Source organism: Thermococcus sp. EP1 (assembly GCF_001317345.1).
Taxonomy (GTDB): Archaea; Methanobacteriota_B; Thermococci; order Thermococcales; family Thermococcaceae; genus Thermococcus_A.
The window spans coordinates 171,428-186,114 of record NZ_JXCG01000004.1 but is presented as its reverse complement, the minus strand read 5'-3'; the positions used below and the strand labels follow the sequence as shown (position 1 = coordinate 186,114).

Annotated in this window: 27 protein-coding genes; all 27 read left to right on the top strand. The window is 41.5% G+C overall.

Annotation, left to right across the window (positions count from 1 at the left end; all coding sequences use genetic code 11):
• Positions 1 to 35 precede the first annotated feature (35 nt).
• Entirely contained in the window at positions 36 to 482 is a 447-nt protein-coding gene (locus EP1X_RS05540; RefSeq protein ID WP_055282497.1) for a hydrogenase maturation protease, read from the top strand.
• Between the two features lie 121 nt (positions 483 to 603).
• Complete coding sequence (locus EP1X_RS05535) at positions 604 to 1,380, top strand: putative RNA uridine N3 methyltransferase (RefSeq protein ID WP_055282495.1); 777 nt, start codon at positions 604 to 606, stop codon at positions 1,378 to 1,380.
• Position 1,381: 1 nt separating this feature from the next.
• Entirely contained in the window at positions 1,382 to 2,461 is a 1,080-nt protein-coding gene (locus EP1X_RS05530) for a 50S ribosomal protein L3 (protein ID WP_055282493.1), read from the top strand.
• Positions 2,462 to 2,472: 11 nt separating this feature from the next.
• Positions 2,473 to 3,240 carry a 50S ribosomal protein L4 gene (gene rpl4p / locus EP1X_RS05525; RefSeq protein ID WP_055282491.1) on the top strand — a complete coding sequence of 256 codons (768 nt, stop codon included), beginning with the start codon at positions 2,473 to 2,475 and terminating at the stop codon, positions 3,238 to 3,240.
• A gap of 6 nt (positions 3,241 to 3,246) precedes the next feature.
• Entirely contained in the window at positions 3,247 to 3,507 is a 261-nt protein-coding gene (locus tag EP1X_RS05520; protein ID WP_055282489.1) for a 50S ribosomal protein L23, read from the top strand.
• A gap of 11 nt (positions 3,508 to 3,518) precedes the next feature.
• Complete coding sequence (locus tag EP1X_RS05515) at positions 3,519 to 4,238, top strand: 50S ribosomal protein L2 (RefSeq protein ID WP_055282487.1); 720 nt, start codon at positions 3,519 to 3,521, stop codon at positions 4,236 to 4,238.
• A 10-nt stretch (positions 4,239 to 4,248) separates the two neighbouring features.
• Complete coding sequence (locus EP1X_RS05510; protein ID WP_055282485.1) at positions 4,249 to 4,650, top strand: 30S ribosomal protein S19; 402 nt, start codon at positions 4,249 to 4,251, stop codon at positions 4,648 to 4,650.
• Between the two features lie 11 nt (positions 4,651 to 4,661).
• Positions 4,662 to 5,126 carry a 50S ribosomal protein L22 gene (rplV, locus tag EP1X_RS05505; protein WP_055282483.1) on the top strand — a complete coding sequence of 155 codons (465 nt, stop codon included), beginning with the start codon at positions 4,662 to 4,664 and terminating at the stop codon, positions 5,124 to 5,126.
• A 4-nt stretch (positions 5,127 to 5,130) separates the two neighbouring features.
• Complete coding sequence (locus tag EP1X_RS05500; protein ID WP_055282481.1) at positions 5,131 to 5,754, top strand: 30S ribosomal protein S3; 624 nt, start codon at positions 5,131 to 5,133, stop codon at positions 5,752 to 5,754.
• Positions 5,751 to 5,951, top strand: a complete 201-nt coding sequence (gene rpmC, locus EP1X_RS05495) for a 50S ribosomal protein L29 (protein ID WP_055282479.1) — start codon at positions 5,751 to 5,753, stop codon at positions 5,949 to 5,951. The genes EP1X_RS05500 and rpmC overlap by 4 nt, the downstream gene beginning before the upstream one ends.
• Before the next feature lie 36 nt (positions 5,952 to 5,987).
• On the top strand, positions 5,988 to 6,254 hold the full coding sequence (gene yciH / locus EP1X_RS05490; RefSeq protein WP_206205434.1) for a stress response translation initiation inhibitor YciH: 267 nt from the start codon (positions 5,988 to 5,990) through the stop codon (positions 6,252 to 6,254).
• Entirely contained in the window at positions 6,140 to 6,508 is a 369-nt protein-coding gene (locus EP1X_RS05485; protein ID WP_156300711.1) for a ribonuclease P protein component 1, read from the top strand. The genes yciH and EP1X_RS05485 overlap by 115 nt, the downstream gene beginning before the upstream one ends.
• A 5-nt stretch (positions 6,509 to 6,513) precedes the next feature.
• Positions 6,514 to 6,849, top strand: a complete 336-nt coding sequence (locus EP1X_RS05480; RefSeq protein WP_055282474.1) for a 30S ribosomal protein S17 — start codon at positions 6,514 to 6,516, stop codon at positions 6,847 to 6,849.
• A 6-nt stretch (positions 6,850 to 6,855) separates the two neighbouring features.
• Positions 6,856 to 7,281: a 50S ribosomal protein L14 gene (locus tag EP1X_RS05475; RefSeq protein WP_055282472.1), complete on the top strand. Its 426-nt coding sequence runs from the start codon at positions 6,856 to 6,858 to the stop codon at positions 7,279 to 7,281.
• Between the two features lie 10 nt (positions 7,282 to 7,291).
• Positions 7,292 to 7,654: a 50S ribosomal protein L24 gene (gene rplX / locus EP1X_RS05470; protein WP_055282471.1), complete on the top strand. Its 363-nt coding sequence runs from the start codon at positions 7,292 to 7,294 to the stop codon at positions 7,652 to 7,654.
• A gap of 2 nt (positions 7,655 to 7,656) precedes the next feature.
• Positions 7,657 to 8,403, top strand: a complete 747-nt coding sequence (locus tag EP1X_RS05465) for a 30S ribosomal protein S4e (RefSeq protein ID WP_055282469.1) — start codon at positions 7,657 to 7,659, stop codon at positions 8,401 to 8,403.
• A gap of 11 nt (positions 8,404 to 8,414) precedes the next feature.
• A complete protein-coding gene (locus EP1X_RS05460; RefSeq protein ID WP_055282467.1) occupies positions 8,415 to 8,966 on the top strand; it encodes a 50S ribosomal protein L5 in 552 nt (183 codons plus the stop codon).
• Positions 8,967 to 8,968: 2 nt separating this feature from the next.
• A complete protein-coding gene (locus EP1X_RS05455) occupies positions 8,969 to 9,139 on the top strand; it encodes a 30S ribosomal protein S14 (protein ID WP_055282465.1) in 171 nt (56 codons plus the stop codon).
• A gap of 11 nt (positions 9,140 to 9,150) precedes the next feature.
• Positions 9,151 to 9,543 carry a 30S ribosomal protein S8 gene (locus EP1X_RS05450; RefSeq protein WP_055282463.1) on the top strand — a complete coding sequence of 131 codons (393 nt, stop codon included), beginning with the start codon at positions 9,151 to 9,153 and terminating at the stop codon, positions 9,541 to 9,543.
• Between the two features lie 10 nt (positions 9,544 to 9,553).
• Entirely contained in the window at positions 9,554 to 10,108 is a 555-nt protein-coding gene (locus tag EP1X_RS05445) for a 50S ribosomal protein L6 (RefSeq protein WP_055282461.1), read from the top strand.
• Positions 10,109 to 10,118: 10 nt separating this feature from the next.
• Positions 10,119 to 10,502: a 50S ribosomal protein L32e gene (locus tag EP1X_RS05440; RefSeq protein ID WP_055282458.1), complete on the top strand. Its 384-nt coding sequence runs from the start codon at positions 10,119 to 10,121 to the stop codon at positions 10,500 to 10,502.
• Between the two features lie 5 nt (positions 10,503 to 10,507).
• Positions 10,508 to 10,954 (top strand): 50S ribosomal protein L19e, encoded by a 447-nt coding sequence (locus tag EP1X_RS05435; RefSeq protein ID WP_055282456.1) that lies wholly within the window; start codon positions 10,508 to 10,510, stop codon positions 10,952 to 10,954.
• 5 nt (positions 10,955 to 10,959) lie between these two features.
• Positions 10,960 to 11,565, top strand: a complete 606-nt coding sequence (locus tag EP1X_RS05430; protein ID WP_055282454.1) for a 50S ribosomal protein L18 — start codon at positions 10,960 to 10,962, stop codon at positions 11,563 to 11,565.
• Entirely contained in the window at positions 11,562 to 12,269 is a 708-nt protein-coding gene (gene rpsE / locus EP1X_RS05425) for a 30S ribosomal protein S5 (RefSeq protein WP_055282452.1), read from the top strand. Before EP1X_RS05430 ends, rpsE begins: the two co-directional genes overlap by 4 nt.
• A gap of 10 nt (positions 12,270 to 12,279) precedes the next feature.
• Positions 12,280 to 12,744 carry a 50S ribosomal protein L30 gene (locus EP1X_RS05420; RefSeq protein WP_055282451.1) on the top strand — a complete coding sequence of 155 codons (465 nt, stop codon included), beginning with the start codon at positions 12,280 to 12,282 and terminating at the stop codon, positions 12,742 to 12,744.
• Between the two features lie 10 nt (positions 12,745 to 12,754).
• On the top strand, positions 12,755 to 13,198 hold the full coding sequence (locus tag EP1X_RS05415; protein WP_055282449.1) for an uL15m family ribosomal protein: 444 nt from the start codon (positions 12,755 to 12,757) through the stop codon (positions 13,196 to 13,198).
• Between the two features lie 33 nt (positions 13,199 to 13,231).
• Positions 13,232 to 14,617, top strand: coding sequence for a preprotein translocase subunit SecY (secY, locus tag EP1X_RS05410; RefSeq protein ID WP_055282447.1), 1,386 nt, complete (start codon positions 13,232 to 13,234; stop codon positions 14,615 to 14,617).
• Positions 14,618 to 14,687: the final 70 nt, after the last annotated feature.

Sequence of the window (14,687 nt, the reverse complement as noted above, 5' to 3'; positions counted from 1 at the left end):
AAAGTTTTTACATTCTTTTATGATGATAAAGAACCATGAAAGTGTTGATCCTTGCCCTTGGGAATGAACTTATGAAAGATGATGGTGTAGGATTAAAAGCTGGTAGAATATTGGCTGAAAGAGGTTATAATGTAATTGAGGTTGGAACTGATATATTCAAGTTACAGCGGTACTATAATGGAGAAGACATAATTGTTATAATAGATGCTGTTTTGAGTAATGAGTATGGGCCAGGTAAAGTGATTTACCTAAAAGGAGATGAAGTCTTTGAGAAATTAAAAGCTGAGATAAGGAGTGCTCACTTTATGGGGGCTGTTGATGGACTTAAGCTTTTAATGGCTATTGATAAGCGACTTGCTAGGGCAGAAATCCACTTTATTGGGGTTGTTGCTAAGGAGATTGATCTTGGCATGGAGCTTAGTGAAGAGGTGAAAACTAGTATTCCTAATATTATTAATATAGTAGAGTCAATTGTGAAATAGTTTGCAAAAATTTTGTATACTTTTGGAAGCCTAGAAGGGTGGAAGAGTTCGAAAGCCTTTTAAATACATTCTTTTTACCCCCCTACAGCTTTAAAGTATAGGAATGTAAAGGATGACTAAAATGGCGTGGCATATCTTTATTCCAGATTCACTCCTTGAGGAGACATCGGATCCAAAAATAAGGACATACAAAGTTGGCCAGATTGGCAGGGCAGCGGCAATCTTTGGTGTAGAACACATCTGGATTTACAAAGCAGGCGGGAAAGACGGTAAGTTCATCAAACTCATCTTGGAATATATGGAGACCCCTCAATATCTACGAAAGGCCTTAATCCCCCTCACCAAGGAGCTCAAATACGCTGGTGTTTTACCTCCATTAAGAACACCCCATCACAAACTAAAAGGAAGACCAAAGATCGGAGAAATTCGAGAGGGCGTTATAGTCAAAAGGGGTAAAAGATTGTATGCAGATATCGGCCTTGATGACCTTGCTCTAGTCGAAGGAACTGGAGAAGGTCGTATGACGTTTGAAATTATCTCTACAATGCCTCTCAAAGTGATGCCGACAAAACCCAAAGAGTATTGGGGGTATCGGGTCCATCTAACAAGGGGGTCTCTGGCAAAAACACTTAAAAAGGCAAAGCTTAACCTTGCAATCGCGACCTCACGAATGGGTGAGGATGTGAGAAAAGTGAACCTTCCTCCGTTGGAGGGGGAAGTGGGATTTGTATTTGGATCTCCCCGGAAAGGGATAATGGAAATCCTGAGAGACTTCAATGAGGATTATTCCTTTGATCTAATCCTCAATACTATTCCAAATCAAAAGACAAAGACCGTTAGAACGGAGGAAGCTGTGTTGGCGACATTGGCGATATTTAATTTCATAAGGAGGGATTGAAATGGGAAAAATTAGCAGACCAAGAAGAGGTTCATTGGCATATTCCCCAAGGAAAAGAGCAAAGAGTATAGTACCAAAGATTAGAACTTGGCCTCAAGAGCAAGAAGTTAGAATGCTTGGATTTGCAGGATACAAAGTTGGAATGACCCATGTACTCATGATTGACGACACTCCTGGACTCACAAATGGAAAAGAAGTTTTCATGCCAGTTACCATAGTTGAAGCTCCGCCACTCATAGTATACGGCGTCAGAGCATATAGAAAGGGTTACTTCGGACTAGAAACTGCAACTGAAGTCATCGTTCCAGACTTTAAGCTTGAAAACTACCCATCAAAGAAGGCAAAAAATGTTACATTCTACAGTCTCCTTGGAAGAAGAATTAAGACTCTTCCAAAGAACTACACTGAAGAGGTCTTCCAGCAAAAACTTGGAGAGCTTGAGGACCTAGTGAAGTCTGGCGAAATAGTTGAGGTCAGGGCATTAGTAGCAACCCAACCATGGCTCGCCCGCATAAAGAAGAAACCGGAAGTTATGGAATACGCTGTTGGTGGAACTAACATTGAAGAAAAGTTTGGTTTCATTAAAGACAAACTTGGGAAAGAACTTAGAGTCAGAGAGATTCTCAAAGAAGGAGAGCTTCTTGATATAGTGGCCGTGACCAAAGGAAAAGGAACACAAGGCCCAGTTAAGAGATGGGGAGTTAAGTTGACTTCTCACAAGGACAGCAAAGGTAGGAGAAAGGTGGCAACAATAGGTCCTTGGCATCCAGCAAGAGTCATGTGGACAGTACCAAGAGCTGGTCAAATGGGTTTCCACCACAGGACAGAGTTTAACAAGAGACTCTTGAGAATAGGAGAGAACGGCAAGCTTTCTATCAATGGAGAGGAAATTGAGATCACACCAAAAGGTGGATTCCCACACTATGGAATAGTCAGAAATGACTTCCTCATGGTAGCTGGTACTATCCCAGGGGCAATAAAGAGGATCGTTAGAGTAAGGCCCGCAATAAGGCCACCTGCAAAAAGACCACCTGTTGAAGCTCCACAAATCACATACATTAGTAGAGAATCAAAGCAATGAGGTGAGGATTTATGAAAGTTAAGGTATTTTCACTCAATGGCGAGCCAATTGAGGAAATAGAACTTCCAAGAGTATTTCGCACTCCCTTTAGACCAGATCTTATTAAAAGAGCGGTCATTGCTTCATGGACACACAGAATCCAGCCACAGGGTAGAGATCCCTTGGCAGGTAAGAGGAGAGTTACGGAGAACATAGGAAAAGGTCATGGTATGGCAAGGGTAGAGAGAATAAAGACTTCCCCTAGGTTTGCTGCATTTGTCCCCTTTGCAAGAGGTGGAAGAAGAGCACACCCACCAAAAGTTGAGAAAATAATCTGGGAAGGGATAAACAAAAAGGAGAAGAGACTTGCTTTGATGAGTGCAATTGCTGCCACTGCTAACTATGACCTTGTAAAAGCTAGAGGGCACATGGTTGATAACCTGCCTCAAGTTCCTCTTGTGGTTGAGGATGAACTTGAGAAGATATACAAAACAGCACAGACAAGAGAGATCTTCAAAAAGCTTGGTGTATGGAACGACATTGAAAGGGCAAAGAAAAACACCAAAGTGAGAGCAGGAAAGGGTAAGATGAGAGGCAGAAGATACAAAAAGGCAAAGGGTCCACTTATTGTAGTTGCAAAGAATGAGGGAATAATTCAAGGTGCAAGGAATCATCCAGGTGTCGATGTAGTTGTAGTTGATAACTTAGGTGTAGAGCTATTAGCACCAGGTGCCCATCCTGGAAGACTTACTATCTGGACAAAAGGAGCCATAGAGAGATTAAGGGAGATTTATGGGTGATGAGACATGGATCCCTATAAAGTTATTGTAAGGCCGGTAGTCACAGAAAAAGCAATTTCAATGGTAGAGAGGGAGAATAAACTCACTTTCATAGTGGACAAGAGAGCAACAAAGCCGGAAATAAAGAAAGCAGTTGAAACAATTTATGATGTAAAAGTAGAAAAAGTGAATATCATTATAACTATGAAGGGAGAAAAGAAAGCTTACGTAAAATTGAAGCCTGAATACAGTGCAAGTGAGGTTGCTGCTAGAATAGGATTATTCTGAGGTGAGTGAGAATGGGTAAAAGTTTAATTCAACAAAGGAGAGGAAAAGGAACAACAACATTTAGAGCTCCATCTCATAGGTATAGGGGTGCTGTTAAGTACGTTCCACTAAGCTTTACTAAAGAGAAAACTCTTGCTGGGAAGGTTGTTGAAATACTGCATGACCCAGGAAGAACAGCCCCTGTTGCTAGGGTTAAGTTTGATAATGGATTGGAGAAACTTATCCTTGCTCCAGAAGGCCTTTTAGTTGACCAGGAGATCTATATTGGTCCAGAAGCACCAATTGCAATCGGAAACACACTCCCCCTTGCAAAGATCCCAGAAGGAACCTATGTTTACAACCTTGAAGGAGCGCCTGGCGATGGTGGAAAGTACGTGAGAGCTGGAGGGAGCTATGCTTTAGTAGTCTCAAGGGAGAAGAATAGAGTTATTGTCCAACTTCCAAGTGGTGAGCTTAAAGGATTTAACCCCAGATGCAGGGCAACAATAGGTGTAGTTGCTGGTGGAGGAAGGCTTGAGAAACCAATAGTTAAAGCTGGTAAGGCTTACTACATCATGAAGGCTAGAAACAGGTTCTGGCCAAAGCCAAGAGGTGTCAAGATGAACGCCGTTAACCACCCACACGGTGGTAAGGAACATCACATTGGTAAACCAAGCACTGTTTCAAAGAGAGCTCCACCTGGAAGAAAAGTTGGTCACATAGGAGCGAGAAGAACTGGGAGAAGGAAGTGAGGTGGTTTGAATGGCAAGAAAAAAGGAATTTAAATATCGCGGTTACACATTTGAGGAACTTGCGAACATGTCTCTTGAGGATTTAGCCAAGCTCTTTCCTTCAAGGCAGAGGAGAAGTCTTAAACGCGGTTTAACACCAGAGCAGAAGAAACTCCTTAGGAAAATTAGGCTTGCAAAGAAGGGTAAGTATAAAAAGCCAATAAGAACCCACAGCAGAGACATGGTCATCCTCCCAGAAATGGTTGGAATGACAATTCATGTCCACAACGGTAAAGAATTCGTCCCAATAGAGATTAGGGAAGAAATGATTGGCCATTACCTTGGAGAATTTGCTCTAACAAGAAGAAGGGTCCAACACGGATCACCTGGTGTTGGTGCTACAAGATCATCAATGTTCGTGGCAATCAAGTGAGGTGATTAGGAATGGCAAAGTTTTCCTACTCTTTCCAAAATTTTGACCCTGAGAGAATGGCAAAAGCAAGTGGGAGAGATTTGAGGATCTCACCAAAGCTTTCAATAGAAGTTTGCAGAGAAATCAAAGGAATGATGCTTAATGATGCTATAAAACTACTTGATGATGTAATTGCTAAGAAAAGACCTATCCACTTAAGGAGGTTCAACGACTCACAGGGACACAAGAGAGGCGAAGGCTTTGGTCCTGGAAGATATCCAGTTAAAGTTGCTAAAGAAGTCAAGAAGTTGCTCTTAAATGTAAGAAATAATGCAGAACAGAAAGGCTTAGATCCAGATAGATTAAGAATAATCCATGTAGCAGCTCACAGGGGCCCAGTATTGAGAGGTTATATTCCAAGGGCATTCGGAAGAGCCACCCAGTTCAACGAACAGACAACACACATTGAGATAGTTGTGGAGGAAATTAGGAGGTGAGCCTATGGCGATCGAGAGATACTTCATAAGGGAAGGCATAAAAGAGATGCTCATCGATGAATATCTTGAGAAGGAGTTGAGAAGAGCAGGATACGGTGGACTCGACATTAAAAAGACTCCCCTTGGAACTAAGGTCGTCATATTTGTTGAAAGGCCGGGTTTTGTTATTGGAAGGGGAGGTAGAAAGATTAGAGAACTCACGAGAATTCTTGAGAGACGATTTAATCTAGAAAATCCACAAATAGAAGTTGAAGAAATCAAAAATCCGTACTTTAATGCTAAAGTTCAGGCAACCAGACTTGCTCAAGCATTAGAGAGAGGAGTTCACTTCAGAAGGGCAGCATATGCTGCAATAAGAGCCATAATGAACAACGGAGCAAGAGGAGTAGAGATCAGAATTAGTGGTAAATTAACAGGAGAAAGAGCTAAGAGTGTTAGATTTTATCAGGGATACATTGCAAAGGTTGGAAATCCAGCTGAGACATTAGTTTCAAGAGGATATGCACAAGCACTACTAAAGCTTGGCGTGCTTGGCGTGAAAGTATCAATCATGCCTCCGGACGCAAGACTTCCCGATGAAATTGAGATCGTGGAGAAGCCAATTGAAGAAGAGGTGAGCGAGCAATGAAACCAAGTGAGATTAGAGAGATGAGCGTAGAAGAGATCGAAGCAAAAATTAGGGAACTTAGACTTGAACTCGCGAAGGAGAGAGGAATGCTTACTATGGGCACCTCCTTGGAGAACCCTATGGTTATTAGGAACCTTAGGAGGGATATTGCCCGCCTACTAACAATAAAGAAGGAAAAGTTGAGGAGTAAAAGGTGATGGTTAGTGCCTAGGATTGTGAATCCCCTGGATGAGATGTTGTTTAAAGAAGTGTTAAAGGAGCAACAAAGAATAAGGGTCTATATTGAAAAAGCCCGATATGGAAAACTCAAGACTATAATTGAGGGTATTGATGAGAAAGAGTTTAACCTTGATGAAATAGCAAAAAAACTCAAGGCGAAGTTGGCATGCGGTGGGACAGCGAAAAACGGAAGAATAGAGCTTCAAGGAGATCACAGAGAAAAGGTGAAGCGCTTATTGGCAGAACTTGGATTTTCAGAGGACTTAATAGAAGTAGAATGACAAGGAAAACACTACTCCTCCATGAACTCATAGGACTGAAAGTTAAAGTGGTGAAGAGCTCTCATCCAGGGTTGATAGGAATTGAAGGATATGTGATTGACGAGACTAAAAATACCCTCACAATCCTTGGAAGGAAAGTATGGAAAATTCCCAAAATCGTTGCGGAGTTTGAATTTGAGGTTGATGATAAAAAAATTCGAATAAAGGGAGAAGAACTGGTTGGAAGGCCCGAGATGAGATTGAAAAAGAGGTGAAAGACATGAGAGACATTGGATTGAGAATACAGCCTCCTGCGGAAAAGTGTGATGACCCAAAATGCCCTTGGCATGGCCATATAAAAGTGCACGGTAGAGTATTCGAAGGAATAGTGGTTAGCGATAAGCCAAGACATACAGTTACTGTTGAGAGACAGTACTATCACTATCTAAAAAAATACGAGCGTTATGAACTTAGAAGAAGCAAAGTTCATGCTCACAATCCACCATGCATTAATGCAAAGGCTGGGGACAAAGTAATTATAGCTGAAACCAGGCCACTTAGTAAGACAAAGAGTTTTGTAGTAGTTGCAGTCACGCAAAAGGCAGAGGAGAGGTGATAAGACATGGCAAAGAAGGGTGCTGGTGCTACAAGAGGTATATCTCCTGTAAGACCAACAAGGGCTCTTCCTATTGGGGCTTACCTCACTGTAGCAGACAACTCTGGAGCAAAAGTTATCCAAATTATTGGAGTAGTTGGATACAAGGGAGTTAGAAGAAGACTAGCTTCAGCAGGCGTTGGAGACATGGTCATCGCAACAGTGAAGAAAGGAAGACCTGACATAAGACATCAAGTAGTTAGGGCAGTTATAGTCAGACAAAGAAAGGAATACAAAAGGCTTGATGGAATGAGAGTTAAGTTTGAAGACAATGCAGCAATTATAACAACACCAGAAGGTGTTCCAAGAGGGACTGAAATTAGAGGTCCTGTGGCAAGAGAGGCTGCTGAAAAGTGGGTTAGAGTTGGAAGTATTGCGAGCATAGTATTGTGAGGTGAGATAAATGAGATTGAAAAGTAAACAACCGAGAAAACAAAGAAAGTTTTTGTACAATGCTCCTCTTCATTTGAGGCACAAAATCGTTAGTGCCACACTCTCAAGGGAACTCAGACAAAAGTACGGTATTAGAAGTTTGCCAATAAGGAGTGGAGACAAGGTAAAGATACTTAGAGGAGACTTCAAGGGTCATGAAGGAAAAGTGATTGAAGTAGATCTTAAGAGGTATAGACTTCATATCGAGGGAGTTACTGTAAAGAAAGTAAGTGGAACTGAAGTATTCTATCCGATCCATCCATCAAATGTTATGATTGTTGATCTTAACCTTGAAGATGAGAGAAGAAAGAAAATAATTGAGAGGAGGGCTTGAACATGGCGAGGAAGGGTGCTAAGAGACACCTTAAAAGACTTGCTGCCCCAACTCAATGGTATATCGAAAGAAAAGTTTTCAAATGGGCAGTTAGACCGTCACCAGGGCCTCACACTATGAGGACTTCAATACCTCTCATTTACATAATTAGGGATTACTTGGGCTACGCTAGAACAGGAAGAGAGGCTAGGAAAGTCCTCAATGAAGGCAAAGTACTTGTTGATGGAAAAGTAAGAAAGGACTACAAATTCCCAGTAGGTATAATGGATGTCGTTTCAATTCCAGAAACTGGAGAATACTACAGAGTGCTTCCAAATAGAATTGGAAAATTAATTCTCCATCCAATAACTGAAGAAGAGGCTAAGATAAAACCTCTCAGGATAAGCAATAAGAGGATGGTGAAAGGAGGTAATCTGCAACTTAACTTCCATGATGGTACAAACCACTTAGTTAAGCTCAGCTCACTCACAGATGAGACCAAGGATGCCTTTAGAACTGCAGATACAGTTCTAGTAAAAGTCCCAGAGAGAGAAATAGTTGAAGTCCTGCCATTTGATGTAGGGGCTTTTGTCTTTGTTGTACAAGGTAAAAACGTTGCAAGAATGGGGAAAATAGTTGAAGTGAGACAATTCCCAGGCGGATGGCCCGATGTGGTCACAATTGAAGACAAAGAAGGAGAACTATTCGATACATTGAAAGATTATGCATTCGTTTTGGGTAAGGAAGAGCCAAAGATTTCATTACCGTGAGGTGAAAGAGAATGATAACTAACAGAGAGGCAATCTTGGCTGATTGGGAAGCTCATCCCATGAGGAGACCGAGAATTGGAAAAATAACAATAAACATTGGTGTGGGAGAGAGTGGTGAGAGATTGACAAAGGCAGAGACAATGTTAGAAGCTCTGGTAGGCCAGAAGCCAATAAGAAGGAAGGCCAAGAAAACAAATAGGGACTTCGGAATAAGAAGAGGAGAACCAATTGCAGTCAAAGTAACTCTCAGAGGACAAAAAGCCTACGACCTCTTAAAGAGATTGCTCGCTGCCGTTGATAACAGACTCAAAGCCTCAAGTTTCGATGAACATGGAAATGTATGCTTTGGAATTGACGAGCACATAAACATACCCGGAGTTGAGTATGACCCAGAGATAGGTATCTTCGGTATGGACGTTTGTGTAACACTAGAGAGGCCAGGATATAGAATAGCAATAAGGAAGAGAAGGAGACACCACATTCCAACAAAGCACAAGCTTACTAAAGAAGAAGGGATGGTTTTTATGCAGGAAGAGTTTGGAGTCCAGATTGTGGAGGGATGATTATGGCAAAGGCTGATTACAATAAAAGAAAATCAAGGAAGTTTGGTAAAGGCGCGAGAAGATGCGTTAGATGCGGGCAATTTGGACCAATAGTTAGAATTCATGGACTGATGCTTTGCAGACACTGCTTTAGAGAGGTAGCTCCAAAATTAGGATTTAAGAAATACGACTGAGGTGAGATGAGATGACTTTGTTAGACCCTTTGGCAAATGCATTGTCACATATCACAAATAGCGAGAGAGTTGGTAAGAAAGAGGTATACATAAAACCAGCTTCAAAGCTTATTGGAGAAGTACTAAGAGTTATGCAAGAGAACGGCTATATTGGAGAGTTTGAGTTTATTGATGATGGTAGAGCGGGAATTTACAGAGTTCAACTCTTAGGAAAAGTAAACAGAGCAGGCGCAATAAAGCCAAGATTCTCAGTAAAGGCTAAAGAATACGAGAAATGGGAAAAGAGGTTCCTTCCTGCATTCGAATTTGGTATACTGGTAGTATCAACCTCTCAAGGAGTTATGACTCACAAAGAGGCCCTGGAGAAGGGCATTGGTGGAAGATTAATAGCTTACATCTACTGAGGTGAGAGAAATGCCAGTTGATGCATGGGTGAGGGAAGAAGTTGAAATTCCAGAAGGAGTTACAGTTGAAATAAATGGTAACCTTGTAAAAGTGAAAGGACCAAAAGGAGAAGTTGAACGAGAACTCAGTTATCCTGGCTTTAAGCTCTTTGCAGAGGACAATAAGGTTGTCATCTACAAGGACTTTCCAAGGAGAAAAGATATTGCAATCGCAAGAACCTTCAAGGCACACATAACAAACATGGTTAAGGGAGTCACGGAGGGCCTTACTTACAAGCTTAAGGTGGTTTACAGTCACTTTCCAATAACAGTAAAAGTGCAAGGTGACAAAGTTTACATTGAGAATTTCCTTGGTGAAAAGGCTCCTAGGGTCGCCAAGATACTTCCGGGAGTCACTGTGAAGGTTAGAGGCGGAGAAATTCTTGTAGAAGGAATCGACAAAGAGAAGGTAGGACAAACCGCAGCAAACATCGAGCAAGCAACTAAGGTGGTTGGTAGAGATAGAAGAGTATTCCAAGATGGTATCTACATTGTGGAAAAAGCTGGTAAACCTATAAAGTTCTGAGGTGTGAGAGATGAACGAAAAAGCGAGACTGTTGAGAATAAGGGCTAAACTCAAGAGAAAGAAACCCAAATTCCTTAGACAGGAGTGGTGGAGGTTTCCAAAGTTCAAAAATGATCCTAAATGGAGAAGGCCAAAAGGAACTGACAGCAAGATGAGAGTTAAACTGAAAGGTAAAGCAAGATCTCCAAGTATTGGATGGAGCTCACCAAAGGCTGTTAGAGGACTTCATCCAAGTGGATATGAAGAAGTGCTTGTCCACAATGTTAAAGAACTTGAATCTGTTGATCCAACAAGACAAGCAGCTAGGATCGCAAGTACCGTTGGGAAGAAGAAGAGAATCATGATAATTGAGAGGGCTAAGGAATTGGGGATTAAGGTGCTCAATGCGAGGTGAATGTCATGCTTAAGATGCAGAGAAGAATTGCAGCTGAACTGTTGAAGTGTGGCGAGAATAGAATTTGGATTGATCCTGAGAGGATTGAGGACGTTAAATCCGCAATCACTAGGGAGGACATTAGGAGATTGATAAATGAAGGGGTTGTCAAGAAAAAACCCCTTAAGGGACAAAGCAGATACAGAGCAAAAGTTAGGCAAGAGGCAAAGAAGAAAGGTAGACACAGGGGACATGGAAATAGAAAAGGTAAAAAGACAGCAAGAATGGGTAAGAAGGAGAAGTGGATAATGACTATAAGAGCACTTAGAAAAGAGCTCAGGAAGCTCAAAGCTGAGAAAAAAATTGATGAACATACATACCGCAATCTTTACATAAGGGCTAAAGGTGGCCAGTTTAAGAACAAACACCAGCTTTACCTGTTCATGGAAGAGAGAGGTATATTAAAGAGGTGATATAAATGGCTCACGGACCAAGATATAGAGTTCCATTTAGGAGAAGAAGGGAAGGTAAGACTAACTATCACAAGAGGCTTGCACTCTTAAAATCGGGCAAGCCTAGATTAGTCGTGAGAAAAACACTTAATCATCATATCGCTCAGATAGTCCTTTATGGTCCAGAAGGTGACAAAACGGTTGTTTCAGCTCACACAAGAGAACTCATGAGAGACTTTGGATGGAAAGGTCATGGGGGGAACACTCCAAGTGCCTATCTCCTTGGACTATTGATTGGATATAAAGCATTAGAAAAGGGCATTGAAGAGGCAATACTTGATATAGGGCTCCACCCACCTACAAAAGGTTCAAGCATCTTCGCCGTGCTTAAAGGAGCAGTTGATGCTGGTCTTAACGTTCCTCATAGCGAAGAAATTTATCCTGGAGAAGATAGAGTAAATGGTGAACACATAGCTAGATATGCAAAGATGCTCAAAGAAGAGGATGAAGAAAAGTACAGAAAGCAATTTGGAGGATACCTTGTTAAAGGGCTTGAACCTGAAAAGCTTCCTGAACACTTTGAAGAGGTTAAAGCGAGAATCGTTGAGAAATTTGAGAAGGTGAGAGCATGAGCCAGGAGTGGAAAGAGTACGCTCAAAGGGTTTTAGAAGAATGGCAACCAAGGACAAAACTAGGTATGCTCGTTAAGGAAGGCCAAATTACTGACATTCATGAAGTCTTTAGGAGAGGTTACCAGATAAAAGAACCAGAAATAGTTGATGTGCTCCTCCCAGAGGTTAACACAAGGGAGAACCAGGAAGTGCTTGATATAGCTCTAACAGTGAGAATGACTGACAGTGGTAGGAGAGTTAGATTTAGAGTATTAGCGGCAGTAGGTAACAAAGATGGTTATGTAGGACTTGGAATCGGTCATGGAAAGGAAGTAGGTATTGCAATTAGGAAGGCAATAAACTATGCTAAGATGAACATCATTGAAATAAAAAGAGGTTGCGGTTCATGGGAATGCAGGTGCAGAAGACCACACTCAATTCCATTTGCAGTTGAAGGTAAAAGCAGTAGCGTAAAAGTCAGACTCATGCCTGGACCAAGAGGACTTGGACTTGTTATTGGTGATGTAGGTAAAAAGATACTTGCCTTGGCAGGAGTTAAAGATGTTTGGTCACAGACTCTTGGTGAGACAAGAACAACAGTCAACTTTGCAAAAGCAGTTTTTGAGGCATTATACAACACTAATAGTGTCGCTGTAAAACCTGAAATGATTGAGCGCTATGGTATAGTTATAGGTAGAGAGATGCCACAGAACTTTGAACTGTGAGGTGAGCTAAATGGCAAAACTTGCATTGATTAGGGTAAGAGGCAGAGTAAATGTAAAGAGACCTGTAAAGGATACATTAGGCATGCTTAGACTCCATAAGATAAACCACTTAGTGATAATAGATGAAACTCCCGCGTATACTGGGATGATCCAGAAAGTCAAGGACTACATAACTTGGGGAGAGATAACTGCAGAAACTTTAGCAAAGCTTATTGAGAAAAGAGGAAGATTATCTGGAAACAGACGTGTAACAGAAGAATATGTTCAAGAAAAACTTGGAATGAGCATCAAGGAATTTGCAGAAAAAGTTATAGCAGGGGAAATGAAGCTTAGTGATTTACCAGGTCTTAAGCCAGTCTTCAGGATGCACCCACCAAGAGGAGGATTCAAGAGCAAGAAGAGGACCTTCAAAGAGGGTGGCGCTTTAGGTTATAGAGGAGAGGCTATTAACGAGCTTATAGAGAGAATGCTATGAGGTGTGCGAGATGATTAGAAGAAAGAAAAAAGTGAGAAAGCTTCGCGGTTCCCACACTCACGGATGGGGTTGTAAAAAGAAGCACCGTGGTGGAGGACACAAAGGCGGTAGAGGTATGGCAGGAACAGGAAAGAGAAAGAAGACGAAGTGGACATGGGTCATCAAGTATATGCCAGATCACCTAGGTAAGAGAGGGTTTAAAAGACCTGTTGAGGCACAGAGGGAGATAATGGCAGTTAATCTTAGATTTATAGAAGAACACTTGGATGAACTTATGCAGCTTGGCATTGCTTATGAGGAAGAAGGAAAAATAGTTGTTGACACAACCCAGTTTGCAGACAAAGTCCTTGGAAGCGGAAAGTTAACTAAACCTCTCGTTATCAAGGCCAGGGCATTCTCCCCCAAAGCTGAAGAAAAGATTGTTCAAGCTGGTGGAGAGGCCCTCCTTGCCTGATTTTTTATTATTAATATTTTTGGGGTGTAATCCATGGGAGCAAGGGATATAATCTATAAAATAGAACATGCGTTTCCAGAAATTGATCGACCAAAAAGACATGTTCCGTTGAAAGAGAAATTTGCTTGGACTGTAGTTGCATTACTGTTGTATTTTGCTATGGCGGAGATTCCTCTTTTTGGAATACCAGAAACAGTTCAGGATTACTTCCAAACATTAAGAGTTGTTCTTGCAGGTAGAAATGGTAGCCTTTTGACATTGGGTATTGGACCTATAGTCACAGCTGGAATTATCATGCAACTCCTAGTTGGTTCAGAGATCATAAAACTTGACCTCTCAAACCCAGACGATAGAAGGTTCTATCAGGCACTCCAGAAGGTTTTTGCAGTTTTCATGTGTTTCTTTGAAGCTGGAGTGTATGTATTTGCAGGAGCTTTTGGAAACCCAACACTTACAATTAAGCTACTCTTAATGCTTCAGCTTGCATTTGGTGGAATAATGGTCATGATCATGGATGAACTTGTAAGCAAATGGGGAATTGGGAGTGGTATAAGTCTTTTCATTGCTGCTGGAGTTTCTCAGACAATTGTGACTCAATCTCTTAATCCTCTCACAACTAGTGCTGCAATTGATCCCCTTACAGGTGAACCTGCAATAATTGGAGCTATACCTGCTTTTATTCAACATATAATTCAAGGAGATCTCATGGGAGCTCTTTATAGAAGGGGAATGCCAGACATGCTTAGCGTTCTAGCTACCGTAGTGATATTTCTAATAGTTGTTTATCTCGAGAGCATGCGCGTGGAGATACCTCTTAGCTATGGAAGAGTAACTGTAAGGGGAAGATATCCAATTAGATTCATGTATGTTAGTAATATCCCAATTATCCTTACTTTTGCTCTCTATGCAAATATACAACTCTGGGCCAGGCTTCTTCAGAGAATAGGCTATCCAATACTTGGAACATTTGATGAAAGTGGAGCTGTAATTTCAGGAGTTGTTAGATATGTCTTACCACCTAGAGATATATTCAGCGTAATGGCAGACCCAATAAGGGCTCTGGTTTATGCCTTGTTGACAATAACGTTTTCATTGTTCTTTGGATTTCTATGGGTTGAGCTCACAGGGTTAGACGCAAGAAGCATTGCAAGACAGCTTCAAAGGGCTGGACTCCAGATCCCTGGATTCAGAAGGGATCCAAGAATACTTGAAAGGGTTCTCCAAAGATATATTCCTTATGTCACGTTCTGGGGAGCTTTTACATTAGGGGTCGTGGCAGTATTGGCAGATTTCCTTGGTGCCCTGGGAACTGGAACTGGTATATTGCTTACCGTTGGTATTCTCTATAGATTCTACGAAGAAATAGCAAGAGAACAGGCAACTGAGATGTTCCCAGCATTGCGTAGATTCTTTGGATGATTTTCTTTTTTCCATCTTATTCCCAAAAAACCTTATAAACCAATTTCTCTTTGTAGTGTTTGGAGCGCGA